Raw genomic sequence first — 17304 nt, forward strand, 5'->3', positions numbered from 1 at the left:
GGCGTCCGGGGTCACAGGGACCCGTGGAACGTCCGCGACAGCACGTCCAGCTGCTGCTCGCGGGTGAGCCGCACGAAGTTGACGGCGTAGCCCGAGACGCGGATGGTCAGCTGCGGGTAGTCCTCGGGGTGCTCCATGGCGTCCTCGAGCGTCTCGCGGTTCAGCACGTTGACGTTCATGTGGTACCCCTCGGAGCCGACGTAGGCGTCGAGCAGGCCCGCCAGGTTGTGGATCTGCTCCTCCTTGGTGCGACCGAGGCCGGCCGGCACGACGGTGTTCGTGAGCGAGATCCCGTCCTGCGACTGGTCGTAGGGGAGCTTGGCGACCGACAGCGCCGAGGCCAGCATGCCGTGGGTGTCGCGTCCGTTCATCGGGTTGGCTCCCGGGGCGAACGGCTCGCCGGCACGACGTCCGTCGGGGGTGTTGCCCGTCGCCTTGCCGTAGACGACGTTCGACGTGATCGTCAGCACCGACTGGGTCGGCAGGGCGTTGCGGTACATCGGGTGACGACGGATCTTCGCCATGAAGCGCTCCACCAGGTCGACGGCGATGTCGTCGGCGCGGTCGTCGTCGTTGCCGTACGTGGGGAACTCGCCCTCCGTGACGTAGTCCACGACGATGCCGCGCTCGTCGCGCACAGGGGTGACCGTGGCGTACTTGATCGCGGTCAGCGAGTCGGTCGCCACCGACAGGCCGGCGATGCCGCAGGCCATGGTGCGCAGCACGTCCTTGTCGTGCAGGGCCATCTCCAGGCGCTCGTACGCGTACTTGTCGTGCGACCAGTGGATGCAGTTGAGGGCCTCGACGTAGGTCTCGGCGAGCCAGTCCATCGTGAGGTCGAACTTCGCCATGACGTCGTCGAAGTCGAGCGGGCCGTCGCCGACCGGGGCCGCCACCGGCGACACCTGCTGCCCCGACACCTCGTCGCGTCCGCCGTTGATGGCGTAGAGGAGGGTCTTGGCGAGGTTGACGCGGGCGCCGAAGAACTGCATCTGCTTGCCCACGCGCATGGGGCTCACGCAGCACGCGATCGCCGCGTCGTCGCCCCAGGCGGGACGGATGATCTCGTCGGACTCGTACTGCACGGCCGACGTGTCGATCGACACCTGCGCGCAATAGTCCTTGAACCCCTGCGGGAGCTCGGGGCTCCAGAAGACCGTCATGTTCGGCTCGGGAGCGGGGCCGAGGTTGTAGAGCGTCTGCAGGTAGCGGAACGAGTTCTTGGTGACCAGCGGCCGTCCGTCCTCGCCCATGCCGCCGATGGTCTCGGTCACCCAGGTCGGGTCGCCGGAGAACAGCGCGTCGTACTCGGGCGTGCGCAGGAACCGGACGATCCGCAGCTTGATCACGAAGTCGTCGATGATCTCCTGCGCCTGCTCCTCGGTGAGCACGCCCTCGGCGAGGTCGCGCTCGATGTACACGTCGAGGAAGGTGGAGGTGCGTCCGAGCGACATCGCGGCGCCGTTCTGCTCCTTGACCGCGCCGAGGTAGGCGAAGTAGAGCCACTGGACGGCCTCGCGGGCGTTGGTGGCGGGGCCCGAGATGTCGAAGCCGTAGGAGGCTGCCATCGTCTTCAGCTCGCCGAGGGCGCGGATCTGCTCGGCGTGCTCCTCGCGCTGGCGCACGACCTCCTCGGTGAACGGGGTGGTGTCCAGGCCCAGCTTGTCGACCTTCTTCGCGGCGATGAGGGCGTCGACGCCGTAGAGGGCCACGCGGCGGTAGTCGCCGATGATGCGGCCGCGGCCGTAGGCGTCGGGGAGTCCCGTGATGATGTGGCTGCTGCGTGCGGCGCGCACGTTGGGGGAGTAGGCGTCGAACACGCCCTGGTTGTGGGTCTTGCGGTACTCCGTGTACACGGTCTTGAGGGTCTGATCGACCTCGTACCCGTAGGTGTCGAGAGCGCCCTCGACCATCCGCCATCCGCCGTTGGGCATGATGGCGCGGCGCAGCGGGGCGTCGGTCTGGAGACCCACGATGATCTCGTCCTCGCGGGAGATGTAGCCCGGGGCGTGTGCGGTGATGCCGGCGGGCGTGTGGGCGTCGACGTCGTAGATGCCCTTCGCGCGCTCCTCCGGGAACATCGCTGCCAGGGTGGCCCAGATGCGCGTCGTGCGCTCGGTGGGACCGGCGAGGAACGTGCTGTCGCCCTCGTAGGGGGTGTAGTTGCGCTGGATGAAGTCGCGCACGTCGATGGCGTCCTGCCACGGTCCGGACGTGAATCCGTTCCAGGCGGCGGGCTGAGCGTCCTGCGCGGCGGGGGTGACGATGGTCATTTCGCTTCCTTGCTTCCTCGTGGGATCGGTCACGACGAGGGGAGGAGCCCGCCCGGCGTGCCGGATGTCCTCAGGATAGCGCGTGTGGTCAGACCACAACAGAACGCTGTGGAACTCTGTCGACGGAGGGGCCGGGAAAAAAGATCGCTTGTGGTCCGCCCACAACGCCGCGACGGTGTCCGGCGGCTTTCGAGCGCCCGGCGACGTCAGGCGGCCTCAGGCGACGTCGGGCGGCCAGCCCGCGGCCCGGAGCGCCGCTCGCGCAGCCTCGGCCGCGTCGAAGGGCACCCGCACGCCGGCGATCTCGCGATAGTGCTGATGACCCGGTCCGGCCCACAGCACCGCATCGCCCTCGGTGACCTGCGAGACCGCGAAGGCGATGGCCTGCTCGGGAGGCGTCACCTCGTGGATGTCCGCCTCGGGCCGCGCCCGGCGCGCACCGGCCACGAGGGCGGCGCGGATGAGGGCGGGGTCCTCGGAGCGCGGATGCTGATCGGTGACGACGAGCATGTCGCTTCCGAGCACGGCCGTGCGCCCCATGTCCTCGCGCTTGGTGACGTCGCGGTCGCCGTTGGCCGCGGTGAGCATGACCACGCGGCCCGGCGTCACCCGGCGCACCGCCTCCAGCGTCTTCACGAACGCGTCGGGCGAGTGCGCGAAGTCGATGTAGACGGCGGGCCCGCGTGCGCCGGAGACGCGCTGGATCCGTCCGGGCAGCTCGGCGGGGATGCGCGCGCCGTCCAGCAGCGCGATGAGCTCGCCCCAGTCGATGCCGGCCTCGACGAGCAGCACCACCGCGAGCCCCGCGTTGGAGGCCATGTGGCTGCCGATGACGGGCACGGTGGTCACGAGCGACCGCCCGTCGCGATGGGAGAGCCGGAACGTCGTGCCGTCCGGGCGCTCGTCGAGGATGTCGACGACCCAGTCCGCGTCGACCGGCCCGTCGGCCAGCGCCGGCGTCAGCACCGTGGTCACGGGCACCTCGCTGCGGCGGGCGACCTCGCGTCCCTCGGGCGCGTCGACGCACACGGCCCCACGGCGCGAGCGGTCGGGCCGGAACAGCGCGAGCTTGGCCTCGAGGTAGGTCGCCATGTCGCCGTAGTCGTCGAGGTGATCGTGGGTGAGGTTGGTGAAGCCGGCGACGTCGAAGACGAGACCGTCCACGCGATGACGGGACAGTGCCTGCGCGCTCACCTCCACCATCGCCGCCTCGACGCCGCGCTCCCGCATGAGGGCGAGGAGTGCGTGCATCTCGGAGGCCTCCGGGGTCGTGAGCCGCGAGGGGATGACCTGGTCGGCGATGTGGCGCTCGGCGGTGGAGGACAGCCCGGTCACCTTTCCGAGACCGCGCAGGATGCCTTCGACCAGGTGCGAGACGCTCGTCTTGCCGTTGGTGCCGGTGATGGCCAGCAGCAGCGGCATGTCGGCGTCCGTCCCGTACATCCACGCCGAGATCGCGCCGAGGCGGGCGCGCGGGTCGTCCACCACGAGCACCGGGACCCCGGCGGCGGCCGCCGGCTGCGCGCCCGCCTCGTCGGTCACGACGGCGACCGCACCGCGGGAGACCGCGTCGGCGGCGAACTCCGCACCGTGGCGGCGTGCGCCCGGCACCGCGACGAAGACCTCGCCGGGGCGCAGATCAGCGGTGGCGAGGGTGATGCCGGTCGCCTCCACTTCGGCGAGGTCGCCGATCGTGCGGGCGGCGAACCGCTCGGCGAGCTGCGTCAGCCGGCGACGCGGCGGGTGCTCGGGACGCAGGACGGGCGGGGTCGGGGCGATGTCGGCCATAGCGCCTCCATCCTCTCACCCGACCCCGCCGTCGTCCCTCTCGGTCAGGTGCGGCGGCGACGCAGCAGGGTCACACCCAGCGCGGCGAGGGCGGCCACGAGGGCGCCGGCGGAGAGCCAGCGCGCGACCGGGTCTGCCTGGGCGCCGGTCTGCGCAGCGGTGTCGGCGTCGGCCTCGGCGTGGTCGGCGTCGCTGTGGTCGTCGCCGGCCGTGTCGCCGCCGTGCCCGTGACCGTCGTCCTCGGCGACGGAGCCGACGGCGACGACGGGCGCGGGCGCCTCGAGGTCGTCGGTGCTCTGGCCGTCTTCGGCGACCTCGATCCAGTCGGTCTGTCCCGTCTCGCACTGCTGCACGACCGGGAAGGCGACGTAGGTGTTGGCCGCCGACGTCGCGAAGATGACATCGAGGGCGACGGCCGCGCTGAGGCCGTCCTCCACCGGGGTGACCGCGGCGTACGTGACCTGGGTCGCGACGCCGTCGTCGCCGATCTCGCGCGAGATGGTCCACGCGCCGTCGACGACCGGCGTGGCGCCGTCGACGCCGTCGGGGATGTTGACGACGAGGGCCGTCGTGGGCGAGCCGTCGCAGCCGTGGCTGAAGCTGAACGACAGGCGGGTCGACGCCGAGGCGCTCGCCGCCTCGGGGGTCACGTGGACATGCGCGGACGCGGCGAGGGGTGCGGCCACGACGAGGGCGGCGGCGAGGGCGAGACCGCCGGCGAGGCGGGCGCGGCGGCGTGCAGGGGTGATGACGGTCATGGTGTGCTTTCTGTGGTCGATCGACGGGGCGCCGCGGGCCCGAGGCGGGACGGTCGGCGGTGGTGCGGCGTGGGCCGCGGAGGGGTCAGCGCGCGAGCGCGGGCGGGCCCCGTCGGGACAGCACGGACAGGAAGACCGCCGCGGCCGGGGCGAGCGGAGCGCCCTGGCGGTACGCGGGCATCACCGGTGGCGGGACCACGGGCAGCGCGCGGCTGAGCACACGGCGGATGCCGCGGGCGATCGCGCGCACGACGCGCTCGCCGTGGGCGAGCAGCAGCACCGTGGCCACGGCGGCGATGAGGTGGGCGGCGATCATGCCGGCGTCGAGGTGGAGGTGGCTTCCCGAGGCGAGGGAGCGGCCGAGTTCGCCCATGACGGCGGGGGAGACCGCGTGGCCGGCGGAGTGACCGGCGCCCGGAACGCTCGCCGGGTCTCCCGTGCCCACCGCGGCGAAGGCGACGTGCAGGGCGAGCTGCGCGGCGACGACGGCCGCAGCGGTGCCCGCGACGGACGGTCGGCGCCCGACCAGCCACACCGCGGCGGGGCTCGTCAGCAGTGCCAGGGACAGGAGCAGCCACCACGGCGGCGCACCTCCCCCGGCGAGGGTGTGGGCGGTGCCGGCGACGATCGTCGCGACGGCGGCGGCGGCCGCACCGCGCAGCGCACGGCGGCGGCGCGATGCCGTCCGGTCCGCGTGCCCGTCGCCGCGTCGATCCCGATCCACGGGGAGAGCCTACCCGAGCCCTTGAGTATCGAAGATATGTTCGATACTGTCGGGCTCATGACCCACGCCACCGACGAGCACGATCTGACGATATGGATGGTGGACGACATCCCGTCGCGGATGTTCTACGCCGGCCGCCGCTGGCGCGTCACCGACGCGCCGACCCGGTTGCGGGACTCGGTGTGGGGAGCCACCGAGGGCGGGCGCGGGTTCTACGGCTGGCGCTTCCAGGGCACCGACGACGACGGCGTCAGCGTGGTGTTCGACGTGTATCCGTCGGCTGCCGGGTGGCACGTGCACCACACGTGGACCTGACGGGGCGACATGACGGCGGCGGTCATCGCGACCGGGTTGTCCGTGCGGCCAATTCCTAGCTGACGCGGGTACTGTGGGCGCTCGTGACCGTCCTCGCTTTCCTCATCGGCGTCGTCCTGCTCGTGGTGGGACTCGCGGTCTCGATCGCCCTCCACGAGATCGGCCATCTGGCTCCCGCCAAGGCGTTCGGGGTCCGGGTCGGCCAGTACATGATCGGCTTCGGCCCGACGCTCTGGTCGCGTCGCATCGGCGAGACGGAGTACGGCCTGAAGGCCCTGCCCCTCGGCGGCTACATCTCGATGGCCGGGATGTACCCGCCCTCGCGCCGGGAGGGACGGCTCGGCGGCGGCTTCTTCGCCACGATGGTGCAGGACGCCCGCGCCGCCAACGACGAGACCCTCGAAGGCACCGGGGACGGTCGCCGCCGGGCGTTCTACGAGCTCCCGGTCTGGCGCCGCGTCGTCGTGATGCTCGGCGGCCCGATCATGAACCTCCTGCTGGCGATCGTCCTGCTCACGATCGTCCTGTCGGGGATCGGCCTGCAGACGGCCACGACCACCGTCGCGTCGGTCAACGAGTGCGTCCTTCCGGCGGGGTCGACCCAGACCGAGTGCGCCGAGGGCGATCCCGCGTCTCCGGCGGCCGCCGCCGGCATCCGTCCGGGCGACGTGCTCGTGTCGGTCGACGGCACGCCGGTGTCGACCTTCGAAGAGGCCTCGACCATCATCCAGGCCGCCCCCGACGAGCGCATCCCGGTCGTCGTCGACCGCGACGGCGAGCAGGTGACCCTCCAGGTCACCCCGATGCTCGCCGAGCGCGAGGTGATGGGCGCCGACGGGCAGGTCGTCACCGCCGAGGTCGGATTCGTGGGGATGACCGCCACCGTCGCCTACGTGCCCCAGCCGATCTGGGAGGGCGCGCAGACCGCCTTCGAGCGGACGGGCCAGATCGCGGGCATCATCTGGCAGCTGCCGGCGAAGGTGTACCAGACCGCGGTCGACATGTTCACCGGAGCCGAGCGCGACCCCAACGGCCCGCTGTCGGTGGTGGGGGCCGGACGCCTCGCGGGCGAAGTGGCCGCCGTCGACGCGCCGATCCTCAACCGCGCGGCCGCGATCCTGGAGCTGCTGGCCGGGCTGAACATCGCGCTGTTCGTCTTCAACCTGATCCCGCTCCTGCCGCTGGACGGCGGGCACGTCGTGGTCGCCCTCTGGGACGGGCTCAAGCGCGGCTGGGCGAAGCTGTTCCGCCGTCCGCCGCCGGCGCCGGTCGACGCGACCAAGCTCGTGCCGGTCACCTTCGTCGTCGTCGTGGCGCTCATCGTCATGGGAGGCGTCCTGATCCTGGCCGACATCGTCAACCCGGTGCAGCTCTTCGGCTGACGGGTTCGGCGGCGGCTGTCGAAATCGGCCTTGCCCGTTCGCTGTGGGGATGACACGGTTCCCATGGACGAAAGGACACCACCGTGAAGTACGTCATCATGTTCACTTCCACCCCGGAAGCGGATGCGCAGCTGTCGGCCGAGCAGGGTGAGGCGCTGTACGCCCGCGTATACGAATGGTTCCAGCAGCACGACGACGCGATCGCCGACGGCGGGGCCGAGCTCCAGCCCGCCGACACCGCGACGACCGTCCGCGGCGGAGGAGTCGTCGTGGACGGCCCGTTCTCCGAGGCCGAGGAGGTCATCGGCGGGTTCAGCGTCATCGACGTCCCCGACATCGACGCGGCGATCGCGCTGGCCCAGAGCTGGCCGATGCTCGAGATGCCCGGCACGTCGGTCGAGATCCGGCCGATGGTGACCGACTACAGCCAGTTCGAGCAGTGACCCGCGAGGATGCCGCGGCGCCGGGTCCGGCCGCCCGCGCCGCGGCATCCGACCGCGAGCTCGCACGCCTGGTGCGGGAAGAGGCGGCGCGCATCGTCGGGATCCTGACGGCGACGACGGGCAGCCTGGACGTCGCGGAGGAGGCGACGGCCGAGGCGATCGAGGAGGCGCTGGCGGACTGGCGACGGCGCGGGGTGCCGCCGCGGCCGGGGGGCTGGCTGCTGCAGGCGGCGCGCCACAACGCCCTGGACCGCCTGCGTCGCGACCGGACCTACCGCGCCAAGCTGGAGCACCTGGCCGAGACGGCGGTCCCGCCGACCCCGACGGAGACCGACGAGCGGCTGCCGCTCCTGTTCGGCTGCTGCCACCCGGCACTGGCGCCCGAGGCGCAGCTCGCGCTGACGCTGCGCGCCGTCCTCGGCGTCACGACCGCGCAGATCGCCCGGGCGACCGTCGAATCCGAGGCGACCGTCGGGCAGCGCATCTCGCGTGCCAAGCGCCGCATGGCGGCCATCGCGATCCCGCTGCGGATCCCCGGCCCCGCGGAGCGCTCGGACCGTCTCGACCTCGTGCTCACCGTTGTGTCGGTCCTCTACGACACGGCGCACCTGGCCGCCGGGGCCGACGCGGTGGCCGATCGCGACCTCGCCGACGATGCGCTGTGGCTGGCGCGGGTGATCGCCGAGGAGCTGCCGGGCGAGGCCGAGGCGGCGGGTCTGCACGCGCTGCTGCTGTTCCACCGCGCGCGCGAGGGCGCCCGCTCCGCGGGTGGCGAGCTGGTGCTGCTCGATCGTCAGGACCGTCGCCGCTGGGACCCCGAGCTCATCGCGCGCGGCCGCGCCGAGCTCGACCGGGCGGCTGCGCTGCGTGCGCCGGGGCGCTGGCAGCTCCATGCGGCGATCGCCGCGTGCCACATCGACGCGCCGTCGGCCGAACGCACCGACTGGCTGCAGATGCTCGTGCTCTACGACATGCTCCGCGGATACGACCCGTCGCCGATCGTCGCGCTGAACCGGGCCGTCGTCCTGGCCCGCGTCGCCGGCGCGCGCCCCGCGCTGGCCGAGGTCGACGCGCTCGCCCCGCGGCTGTCCGGCTACCGGCTGTGGCACGCGGTCCGGGGCCGGCTCCTGCGCGATCTGGGGCGGACCGACGAAGCCGACGCGGCCGACCGGCGCGCGCTGGAGCTGACGGACAACCGCGCCGAGCGCCGGTTGCTGGCCGAACGCCTCTCGCGCTGAGTCGGCGCGCGGGACGGTCGTCGTCGCCGGGCCTCCTCAGCGCGCCGCGACCGGCGCGGCGCTCGGGGCGGTGTCCAGTGCGTGACGGACCAGCCGCTCGAGCGTCTCCAGGCCGTCCCGGGAGAGGATCGACTCCAGGTGACCCTGGATGGTCGCGTACCCCGGACCGCGCAGCGCGTAGACGTCGCCCGAGACGGGATCGGCGGCGATCTCGGTCGCACCGAGCGTCGCCGTGCCGGGCTCGACCCGGGCGGTGAACGTGTTGTAGAAGCCGATCGACGCCGGCTGCCCGAACACGTCGACCTCCTTCTGGAGGCCCTGGTGCGGCGCCGCCAGCGGCGCCAGATCGATCCCCAGCCGGTCGGCGAGGATCTGGTGGCTCAGGCACACCGCCAGCAGCGCCCGCCCCGACGACATCCGCGCGTCCACGACCGCGCGCATGCGCGCGAGGCGCGCACTGTCCGGATCGCGCGGATCTCCCGGGCCGGGCCCCGAGACGACGAGGTCGGCGACGTCGATCGCGGCCGGATCGGCGTCGGTCCACGGCACGATCGTCACATCGAAGCCGAGGTGGCGCAGCTGGTGGGCGAGCATCGTCGTGAAGCGGTCCTCGGCGTCGACGACGACCGCCGACCTCCCGGCGCCGACCGCGGAGCGGCCGACGGCGGCGGGGGAGTCCTGCGGATTCAGCCAGAACGACGCCAGCCGCTCGTTGCGGGCGGCCAGGAGCGTCGCCACGCGTTCGTCGTCGGCGAGCAGGCGCGGCTGCGCCGTCGGCGCGTCCTCGTCGAGGGCCGCCGCGGGCGCGTCGCGATCGACGGCGCCGAGAGCGCCCAGCACGCCGGCCGCCTTGCCATGGGTCTCGCCGACCTCGCCGTACGGGTCGGAGTGGCGGACGAGCGTGGCCCCCACCGGCACACGCAGCCTGCCGTCCTCGAGGTAGGCGGTGCGGATCAGGATCGGCGCGTCGAGGTCGTGCCCCGCGCCGCCGGCAGCGTCGTCCCGGCCGTGGGGCGTGAAGAGCGCGGCGACGCCGGAGTAGTACCCGCGCGGCGAGCGCTCGTGGCGCGCGATCACCGTGCAGGCGTTCTGCATCGGGGAGCCCGTCACGGTCGGCGCGAACATCGTCTCCCGCAGGATCTCGCGCGGGTCCATGGTGCTGCGCCCCCGCAGCATGTACTCGGTATGGGTCAGGCGCGACATCTCCTTCAGGTGCGGCCCGGTGATGCGGCCCCCGTCGCTGCAGACCGCCGACATCATCTTGAGCTCCTCGTCGACGACCATGAAGAGCTCCTCGGTCTCCTTGGTCGAGGAGAGGAACTCGGTGAGGGTCTCGACGGTCGCACCGCCGGCGGGGTGACGGAACGTGCCTGAGATCGGGTTCATCGTGACCACGCCGCCGCGGGCGCTGACATGCGCCTCGGGGCTCGCGCCGACGGCGACGTGTCCGGGCGTCACCACGAGGAACGTCCAGTACGCGCCTCGTTCGTGCTCCAGGAGTGCGCGGAACCACGTGAGGCCCGCGGTCACGGGGTCGACCTCGACGGTCGCGGTGAAGTCGCGCCGGATGACGAAGTTCGCCCCTTCGCCGCGCCCGATCTCGTCGGCGATGACGCGACGCACGATGTCGGCGTATTCCTCGTCGGGGATGTCGAACCCGGCCCCGCCGAGCGGGATCTCGGTCGTCGGCAGCGTCCGGAGCACCTCGTCGCGCGACACCGTGGCGTGATCCTCGACGACGAGGCACCGCAGCGGCGCCGCGTCGTCGTGGCAGACGAACCCGCGCTCGACGACCTGACGGAACGGCACGAGCGCGAGGACCTCGCGCGCACGGCCGTCGGCGTCGTGGAGCGGGATGTCGCCCAGCAGCGGGACGTCGACGACCGAACCGGTCAGCACCTCGACGCTCGCGTCGTCGCGCGCGAGGAGGGCGAACGGGGCTCCGCCGTGCACGGCGGAGGACAGCGCGGCGGGCAGAGGTGCGGGGCTCGCGGTCATCGCCGGGCCTTTCGTGTGGTCGGGCGGTCGTCGCGGGAACGAAAAGACCGCCTCGAGGGGCGGTCTGTGATCAGGGTCGCGAGCACACCGCCTCAGCGGGTGGGCCACCAGGAGGTGTTCGCGAACATGCGGTCAGAGTAGCACGGCGACCGCGCGCGATCCGAGGCGGCGAGGGGCGGGCGGGGAGGGGCAGCCGGCCGCTCAGGCCTCCAGACGGGCGAGGTCCTCCTCGAGGTGGCGGTGACCGACCAGCTCGTAGCCCACGACGACCACCAGCGGGGCCACCGCGGTGATCACGATCGTCGTGCCGAGCGATGCGCCGGCCGCCGACGCGGCGACGGCGACGGCGAGGACGACGGCCGTTCCGATGATCAGCCAGACGTGGAAGACGTCGAATCGCCCCACGAGGATCGCGTAGAGGATGCCGAGGACGATCGTGAACACGAGGACCGGCACCGTGATGGTGAGCTGCGCGTATGTGGCGTCGACGTGGGCTTCGCCCGAGAGGACGTACGCCGCCACATGCAGCCCCGCCCCCACTCCGGCCACGGCCCCGAAGAGCGCGATGTGCAGGTAGCCCCACGCGAACGAGCGCGTCCGTCGCACGTGGAGCAGACGCGCCGCGGGCACCGTGAAGTACGCCCACCAGATGGCGAACGCCAGCAGCATCCCGCCGAAGGCGATCAGCGCCGCCTCCACCGTCCAGCCCTGCGTCTCGACCACCGCGGAGATCGCGAGCACGGTGCCGAGGATCACCTCGCCGAGCGTGATGATCACGAGCAGACCGTAGCGCTCGGCGATGTGGTGCGGGTGCCACGGCGTCGCGCCGCCGCGGCGCTCGGCGACCGCCGGCACGATCATCTCCACCACCCCGAGGCCGACCATCAGCGCGAGACCCGCCCACATCGGCGGGTTCACCACGATGGCCACGACCCAGCCCGCCTGGACGAGGGCGACGCCGACGGCGTAGGTCAGCGCCGTGCGGCGGTGCGCGGGGTCGTGGGCGGCGACCCGCAGCCAGATCGCGATGAGGGCGACGCGCATGATCACGTAGCCGCCGATCATCACCGCGTTGTCGACGTGATGGCCCTCGTCGAGCGAGTGGAAGAAGTCCGGCAGCCCGATCGCCAGCACGCCGACGCCGATCATCTGGACGAAGGTGGCGACCCGGAAGAAGACGTCGTCGGAGTCGAACGCCGACGCCAGCCAGGCGTAGTTGATCCACGCCCAGGTCACCGAGAAGACGGCGACCGCGAAGCCGACCACCGCGGGGGTGGTGTGCCCGAGCTCCAGCAGGTGCGCGGCCTGCGAGCCCGCCTGGCTGAAGGCGACGACGAACGTGAGGTCGAACAGCAGCTCCAGCGGAGTCGCGGTGCGGTGCGGCTCGTGCGGGTCCCGCCCGATCAGCCGCGAGAACCCGTGCGTCAGCGTCATGCAGGAAACGTACACCTGGGCCGAGCCTCGCGGCCGACCGCTCGGCGTAGGCTGTGGATGTGCCAGCAGTGAACCTCGGGATGCCGCGCGTGCCGGAAGTCCTCGCCCCGCGTCGCAAGAGCCGTCAGATCAAGGTCGGAAAGGTGCTCGTCGGCGGGGACGCCCCCGTGAGCGTGCAGTCGATGACCACCACGCCGACCACCGACATCAACGCGACGCTCCAGCAGATCGCCGAGCTCACCGCCTCGGGCTGCGAGATCGTGCGGGTCGCCGTCCCCTCCCAGGACGATGCCGACGTGCTGCACATCATCGCGAAGAAGAGCCAGATCCCCGTCATCGCCGACATCCACTTCCAGCCGAAGTACGTGTTCCAGGCGATCGACGCGGGCTGCGCCGCCGTCCGCGTCAACCCCGGCAACATCCGCAAGTTCGACGACCAGGTCGGCGCGATCGCCAAGGCGGCCAAGGACGCCGGCGTGTCCCTCCGCATCGGCGTGAACGCCGGTTCGCTCGATCGCAGGCTGCTCGAGAAGTACGGCAAGGCCACGCCCGAGGCGCTGATGGAGAGCGCCGTCTGGGAGGCGTCGCTGTTCGAGGAGCACGACTTCCACGACTTCAAGATCTCCGTCAAGCACAACGACCCGGTCGTGATGGTCAAGGCCTACCGGCTGCTCGCCGAGCGCGGCGACTGGCCGCTCCACCTCGGCGTCACCGAGGCCGGTCCCGCCTTCCAGGGCACGATCAAGTCCGCGACGGCCTTCGGCATCCTCCTGTCCGAAGGCATCGGGGACACCATCCGCGTGTCGCTGTCGGCGCCCCCGGCCGAGGAGGTCAAGGTCGGCCATCAGATCCTGCAGTCGCTCAACCTCCGCGAGCGCAAGCTCGAGATCGTCTCGTGCCCGTCGTGCGGGCGCGCGCAGGTGGACGTCTACACCCTCGCGGACAACGTGACCGAGGGACTCAAGGACATGACCGTCCCGCTCCGCGTCGCCGTCATGGGCTGCGTCGTGAACGGCCCCGGCGAGGCGCGTGAGGCCGATCTGGGCGTGGCCAGCGGCAACGGCAAGGGGCAGATCTTCGTCAAGGGAGAGGTCATCAAGACCGTTCCCGAGGCCGACATCGTCGCCACCCTCATCGAGGAGGCGAACCGCCTGGCCGCCGAGATGGGTCCCGACGCACCGCTGGGCACGGCGCAGGTCGTCACCGCCTGAGACGCGACGGCCGGGCGCAGGAGATCACGCCGGAACGGGATCTCCGGCGCGGAGATCGGCCTGCTGCGGCGCGTTCTCCTGTTCTGAGGCGCTTCCGTCGAGGGCGTGCGCGAGGTCGTCGATGAGATCGTCGACGTGCTCGAGTCCGACCGACAGGCGGAGGATGCCGGCGTCCGGCTTCGCCTCGGCCGCCACGGGCCGGTGCGTGAGCGCGGCCGGATGCTGCACGAGGGAGTCCACGCCCCCGAGCGAGACGGCGTGCGTGAACACGCGGAGGCCGGATGCCACCCGCGCGGCAGCGTCGTACCCGTCGCGCAGTCGCAGCGCGATCATCGCGCCGCCGCCGCGCATCTGCGTGCCGAGGAGCGGGCTGCCGGACAGGCCGGGGTAGAACACCTGGTCCACGGCGGGGTGGGCGGACAGCCACGAAGCGATCCGCTCGGCCGCCGCCTGCTGCGCCCGCACGCGCAGCGGCAGGGTGGGAAGTCCGCGGTGCAGGAGGTAGGCGGCCAGCGGGTGCAGGATCGCACCGGTGATCGCGCGGACGGGGCGGAGGGTCTCGGCCGTCTGCTCCGAACAGGCGATGACGCCGCCGATCACGTCGCCATGCCCGCCGAGGTACTTGGTCGCGCTGTGCAGGGACATCGACGCGCCCAGGGCGAGCGGGTTCTGCAGCACCGGGGTGGCGAAGGTGTTGTCGACCAGCACCGGGACACCGTGCGCCTGCGCGACGACGGCGGCGATGTCGACGAGCTCGAGAGTGGGATTGGCGGGGGTCTCGACGACGATCAGCCCGGTGTCCGAGCGCAGGTGCGCGGCGATCTCGTCGGCCGCGCAGTACGTGACCGCGGTGCCGAGCAGGCCACTGGCCAGCAGATGGTCGGTGCCGCCGTAGAGAGGGCGGACGGCGAGTACGTGCGGCAGGCCGCGCGAGGTCGTGTGGGCCAGCAGCGCCGCCGTCATCGCCGCCATGCCGGATGAGAACGCGACGGCGGCCTCGGCGCCTTCCAACCGCGCCAGCGCGTCCTCGAACCGGGCCACGGTGGGGTTCCACAGGCGCGCGTAGACGTGGCTGCCCCCGGGGAGCGGGGTACCGCCGGTCGCCAGCGCCTCATAGGAGTCGCCGCCGAGCTCCACGCCGGGGAGCGGGTAGGTCGAGGAGAGGTCGAGCGGGGGTGCATGGACCCCCAGGTCGGCAAGGTCGTCGCGACCGGCGTGGACGGCGATGGTCTCCAGGTGCGTGGCAGGGGTCATGGGAACATGGTTGCCGAACGCTGATCCCGCGTCCAGAATGATTGCGGATGACACTCGTCCATGGGGGCGAGCATTGCGGAAAACGCAGGAACACTGCGAGAAGGGGGCGCCGCGTTGAGCGATCAGCACACCCTGTCGGCGGGGCTCGACGACCTGGACCTGCGGCTGCTGGCGGCACTGGTGCGTCAGCCGGGTCGATCGAACAAGGCGCTCGCCGACGACCTCGGTGTCGCCGAGTCGACGTGTGCGTACCGCGTGCGCGCGCTCCGCGCGCGCGGCGTGCTCTCCGGCGTCCGGGTCGTGCTGGACGCCGCCGCACTCGGGCTGCCGCTCCAAGCCGTCATCCGGGTGCGGCTGGGGCGTCACACGCGCGAGGGAGTGGAGCGGCTGTTCGACGCCCTCGTGCGCACGCCCGGGGCGATCGAGGTGTTCCACGTCGCCGGCGAGGACGACTTCCTGGTGCACGTCGCCGTCGAGGACGCCGCCGCGCTGCGCGATGTCGTGCTGCAGCACATCACGGTGCACGAGATCGTCCGCACCACCGAGACCAACCTCGTCTTCGAACGCCGCGAGGGCGTCGGCCCGCTCGCACGCGTCGCACCCGGAATGGCGTGAGCCCGTTCCTCCTCGAGGAGGCCGCGTGGCTCAGCTCCAGAGGGAGTGGTAGGCGTTGATCGCGGGCTGACCGCCGAGGTGCGCGTACAGCACGGTCGAGTCCTTCGGGATGTCGCCCGAGCCGACGAGGTCGATGAGGCCGGCCAGTGACTTCCCCTCGTACACCGGGTCGGTGATCATCGCCTCCAGCTGCGCCCCGAGGGCCATGGCGTTCATCGTCGACTCGACGGGCAGGCCGTACAGGTCTCCCGCCCACCCCTCGAGCACCTGGATCTCGTCGTCGCGGAGGTCGCGGCCGAGTTCGATGAGCTCCGCCGTGTTCCGGGCGATGCGGGCCACCTGGTCGCGGGTCTTCTGCAGCGTCGCGGAGGCGTCGATGCCGAGCACGCGGCGCTTCACGCCGGTGAGGTCCTCGAGCGCGGCGAAGCCCGCGATCATGCCGGCGTGCGTCGACCCGGTGACGGTGCAGACGATGATCGTGTCGAAGAAGACCCCGAGCTGCTTCTCCTGCTCGGCCACCTCGAAGGCCCAGTTCGCGAACCCCAGCCCGCCGAGCGGGTGCTCGGACGCACCCGCGGGGATCGGGTAGGCGGTGCCGCCGGCGGCCTCGACCTCGGCGAGGGCCTGCTTCCAGGAGTCGCGGATGCCGATGTCGAATCCGGCGTCGTCGAGGCGAGAGTCGGCCCCCATCATCCGGGACAGCAGGATGTTGCCGACCTTGTCGTTGGTGGGGTCGTCCCAGGGGACCCACTTCTCCTGGACCAGCCGCGCCTTGAGGCCCAGGTGCGCGGCGACCGCGGCGACCTGACGCGTGTGGTTGGACTGGTAGCCGCCGATCGAGACGAGCGTGTCGGCGCCCGACGCCAGGACGTCGGGGACAATGTACTCCAGCTTGCGGATCTTGTTGCCGCCGTACGCCAGGCCGCTCGACACGTCCTCGCGCTTGGCCCACACCTGCGCGCCGCCGAGGTGCTGGGTGAGGCGTGTCAGGTGCTGCAGCGGGCTGGGGCCGAAGGTCAGCGGGTAGCGGGGGAACTCGGCGAGCTTCATGGGGTGATCCCTTCGTCGGTGGAGCGCGTGGTGCCGCCGGCGGTGTCGGGGGCGGAGTCGATGGTGAGGGTCTGCCACGTCTGCTCGGCGAGCCGGGCGGCGCCGTCGGCATCGGCCGCGGCGCAGAGCGCGATCAGCTGCTCGTGGCGTGCGACGGAGGCGGCTCCCTCGTGCGAGGCGAAGCGGAGCCGTTCGGCGCGGCGGAGCACCGGCTCGTACTGTGCGAGGACCGTCCGGACGGCGGCGTTGCCGCACGCCGCCACCGCGACCGCGTGGAACCGCTCGTCGGCGGCGAGGGCGCCGTCGACGTCGCCGCGGCGCTGGGCGTCGGCGAAATCGGCGTTGGCGGAGCGCATCGCGTCGAGGTGCTCGGCGGTGAGCCGCGGGATCGCGTCGCGGATGGCCAGAGCGTGCATCGCGGCCACGACGGCCTGCGCATCGCGCACGCTCGCCCGGTCCAGCGGGGCGACCACCGTCGACCGGCCCGGTGTCGCGCGGACGAGCCCGGCGCGGGCGAGCTCGAGCAGAGCCTCGCGCACGGGGGTGCGGCTCACGCCCAGCCAGGCGGCGAGCTCGGTGTCGCGCAGCTGCTCGTCGGGGGCGAGTGTGCCGTCGACGATCGCGTCCCGCAGTCGCGCGAGCACGTCGTCGCGGAGCAGGGCTCTCGGCGGGAGGGAGTCGATGGGAACGGGCACGATATGCAATATATCGCAGCGGGCGGCCCGAACGCGACGGCACCATTCGCGATCGGCTTCGGAGGATGCCGCCGGATTGGGCGCGCACGGCGCGGCGCGTCCGAATCCGACGCGATCCTCCGAATC

General features: G+C 72.2%; 15 protein-coding genes. 6 read left to right on the forward strand and 9 right to left on the reverse strand.

From position 1 onward, the window contains the following. Positions 1 to 11 precede the first annotated feature (11 nt). The 4 genes from pflB to QQZ13_RS05220 all read right to left on the reverse strand — a co-directional run bounded on the left by pflB (position 12) and on the right by QQZ13_RS05220 (position 5543). Positions 12 to 2273, reverse strand: coding sequence for a formate C-acetyltransferase (gene pflB / locus QQZ13_RS05205; RefSeq protein ID WP_284528091.1), 2262 nt, complete (start codon positions 2271 to 2273; stop codon positions 12 to 14). A gap of 216 nt (positions 2274 to 2489) precedes the next feature. Further along, positions 2490 to 4061, reverse strand: a complete 1572-nt coding sequence (locus QQZ13_RS05210; protein ID WP_284528092.1) for a Mur ligase family protein — start codon at positions 4059 to 4061, stop codon at positions 2490 to 2492. A 44-nt stretch (positions 4062 to 4105) separates the two neighbouring features. Then, positions 4106 to 4819: a DUF1775 domain-containing protein gene (locus QQZ13_RS05215; RefSeq protein ID WP_284528093.1), complete on the reverse strand. Its 714-nt coding sequence runs from the start codon at positions 4817 to 4819 to the stop codon at positions 4106 to 4108. A gap of 85 nt (positions 4820 to 4904) precedes the next feature. Next, the gene (locus QQZ13_RS05220; RefSeq protein ID WP_284528094.1) at positions 4905 to 5543 is read right to left on the reverse strand and encodes a hypothetical protein; all 639 of its coding nucleotides are present in this window, start codon (positions 5541 to 5543) and stop codon (positions 4905 to 4907) included. Between the two features lie 57 nt (positions 5544 to 5600). Between QQZ13_RS05220 and QQZ13_RS05225 the strand changes: the two genes are divergently transcribed. The 4 genes from QQZ13_RS05225 (at position 5601) to QQZ13_RS05240 (ending at position 8921) form a co-directional block, all read left to right on the forward strand. Continuing rightward, a complete protein-coding gene (locus QQZ13_RS05225; protein WP_284528096.1) occupies positions 5601 to 5858 on the forward strand; it encodes a hypothetical protein in 258 nt (85 codons plus the stop codon). 83 nt (positions 5859 to 5941) lie between these two features. Next, on the forward strand, positions 5942 to 7240 hold the full coding sequence (locus QQZ13_RS05230; RefSeq protein ID WP_284528097.1) for an RIP metalloprotease: 1299 nt from the start codon (positions 5942 to 5944) through the stop codon (positions 7238 to 7240). An 83-nt stretch (positions 7241 to 7323) separates the two neighbouring features. Beyond that, positions 7324 to 7683, forward strand: a complete 360-nt coding sequence (locus tag QQZ13_RS05235; RefSeq protein WP_284528099.1) for a YciI family protein — start codon at positions 7324 to 7326, stop codon at positions 7681 to 7683. Further along, entirely contained in the window at positions 7680 to 8921 is a 1242-nt protein-coding gene (locus tag QQZ13_RS05240) for an RNA polymerase sigma factor (protein WP_284528100.1), read from the forward strand. The genes QQZ13_RS05235 and QQZ13_RS05240 overlap by 4 nt, the downstream gene beginning before the upstream one ends. 36 nt (positions 8922 to 8957) lie before the next feature. Here QQZ13_RS05240 and QQZ13_RS05245 read toward each other — a convergent pair whose 3' ends face one another. Continuing rightward, entirely contained in the window at positions 8958 to 10919 is a 1962-nt protein-coding gene (locus QQZ13_RS05245) for a chorismate-binding protein (protein ID WP_284528101.1), read from the reverse strand. Positions 10920 to 11120: 201 nt separating this feature from the next. Continuing rightward, positions 11121 to 12353 (reverse strand): low temperature requirement protein A, encoded by a 1233-nt coding sequence (locus QQZ13_RS05250; RefSeq protein ID WP_284528102.1) that lies wholly within the window; start codon positions 12351 to 12353, stop codon positions 11121 to 11123. 80 nt (positions 12354 to 12433) lie between these two features. Between QQZ13_RS05250 and ispG the strand changes: the two genes are divergently transcribed. Then, positions 12434 to 13564, forward strand: coding sequence for a flavodoxin-dependent (E)-4-hydroxy-3-methylbut-2-enyl-diphosphate synthase (gene ispG, locus QQZ13_RS05255; RefSeq protein ID WP_284528108.1), 1131 nt, complete (start codon positions 12434 to 12436; stop codon positions 13562 to 13564). Positions 13565 to 13588: 24 nt separating this feature from the next. Here the strand turns inward: ispG and QQZ13_RS05260 are convergent, their stop codons facing one another. Then, positions 13589 to 14818 carry a PLP-dependent aspartate aminotransferase family protein gene (locus QQZ13_RS05260; RefSeq protein WP_284528103.1) on the reverse strand — a complete coding sequence of 410 codons (1230 nt, stop codon included), beginning with the start codon at positions 14816 to 14818 and terminating at the stop codon, positions 13589 to 13591. 114 nt (positions 14819 to 14932) lie between these two features. On the opposite strand from QQZ13_RS05260, the gene QQZ13_RS05265 reads away from it, so the two are divergent. Beyond that, the gene (locus QQZ13_RS05265; RefSeq protein WP_284528104.1) at positions 14933 to 15433 is read left to right on the forward strand and encodes an Lrp/AsnC family transcriptional regulator; all 501 of its coding nucleotides are present in this window, start codon (positions 14933 to 14935) and stop codon (positions 15431 to 15433) included. Positions 15434 to 15463: 30 nt separating this feature from the next. Here the strand turns inward: QQZ13_RS05265 and QQZ13_RS05270 are convergent, their stop codons facing one another. Next, the gene (locus QQZ13_RS05270; RefSeq protein WP_284528105.1) at positions 15464 to 16483 is read right to left on the reverse strand and encodes a 1-aminocyclopropane-1-carboxylate deaminase; all 1020 of its coding nucleotides are present in this window, start codon (positions 16481 to 16483) and stop codon (positions 15464 to 15466) included. Then, positions 16480 to 17178 (reverse strand): GntR family transcriptional regulator, encoded by a 699-nt coding sequence (locus QQZ13_RS05275; protein ID WP_284528106.1) that lies wholly within the window; start codon positions 17176 to 17178, stop codon positions 16480 to 16482. The genes QQZ13_RS05270 and QQZ13_RS05275 overlap by 4 nt, the downstream gene beginning before the upstream one ends. Positions 17179 to 17304: the final 126 nt, after the last annotated feature.

The organism is Microbacterium sp. T2.11-28 (assembly GCF_950097975.1).
Classification (GTDB): Bacteria; Actinomycetota; Actinomycetes; order Actinomycetales; family Microbacteriaceae; genus Microbacterium.

Excerpts from the sequence above, each read along its gene's own strand:
- pflB (WP_284528091.1), bottom strand. The coding sequence starts at position 2,273 with ATGACCATCGTCACCCCCGCCGCGCAGGACGCTCAGCCCGCCGCCTGG.
- QQZ13_RS05210 (WP_284528092.1), bottom strand. The coding sequence starts at position 4,061 with ATGGCCGACATCGCCCCGACCCCGCCCGTCCTGCGTCCCGAGCACCCG.
- QQZ13_RS05215 (WP_284528093.1), bottom strand. The coding sequence starts at position 4,819 with ATGACCGTCATCACCCCTGCACGCCGCCGCGCCCGCCTCGCCGGCGGT.
- QQZ13_RS05225 (WP_284528096.1), top strand. The coding sequence starts at position 5,601 with ATGACCCACGCCACCGACGAGCACGATCTGACGATATGGATGGTGGAC.
- QQZ13_RS05245 (WP_284528101.1), bottom strand. The coding sequence starts at position 10,919 with ATGACCGCGAGCCCCGCACCTCTGCCCGCCGCGCTGTCCTCCGCCGTG.
- QQZ13_RS05250 (WP_284528102.1), bottom strand. The coding sequence starts at position 12,353 with ATGACGCTGACGCACGGGTTCTCGCGGCTGATCGGGCGGGACCCGCAC.
- ispG (WP_284528108.1), top strand. The coding sequence starts at position 12,434 with ATGCCGCGCGTGCCGGAAGTCCTCGCCCCGCGTCGCAAGAGCCGTCAG.
- QQZ13_RS05260 (WP_284528103.1), bottom strand. The coding sequence starts at position 14,818 with ATGACCCCTGCCACGCACCTGGAGACCATCGCCGTCCACGCCGGTCGC.
- QQZ13_RS05270 (WP_284528105.1), bottom strand. The coding sequence starts at position 16,483 with ATGAAGCTCGCCGAGTTCCCCCGCTACCCGCTGACCTTCGGCCCCAGC.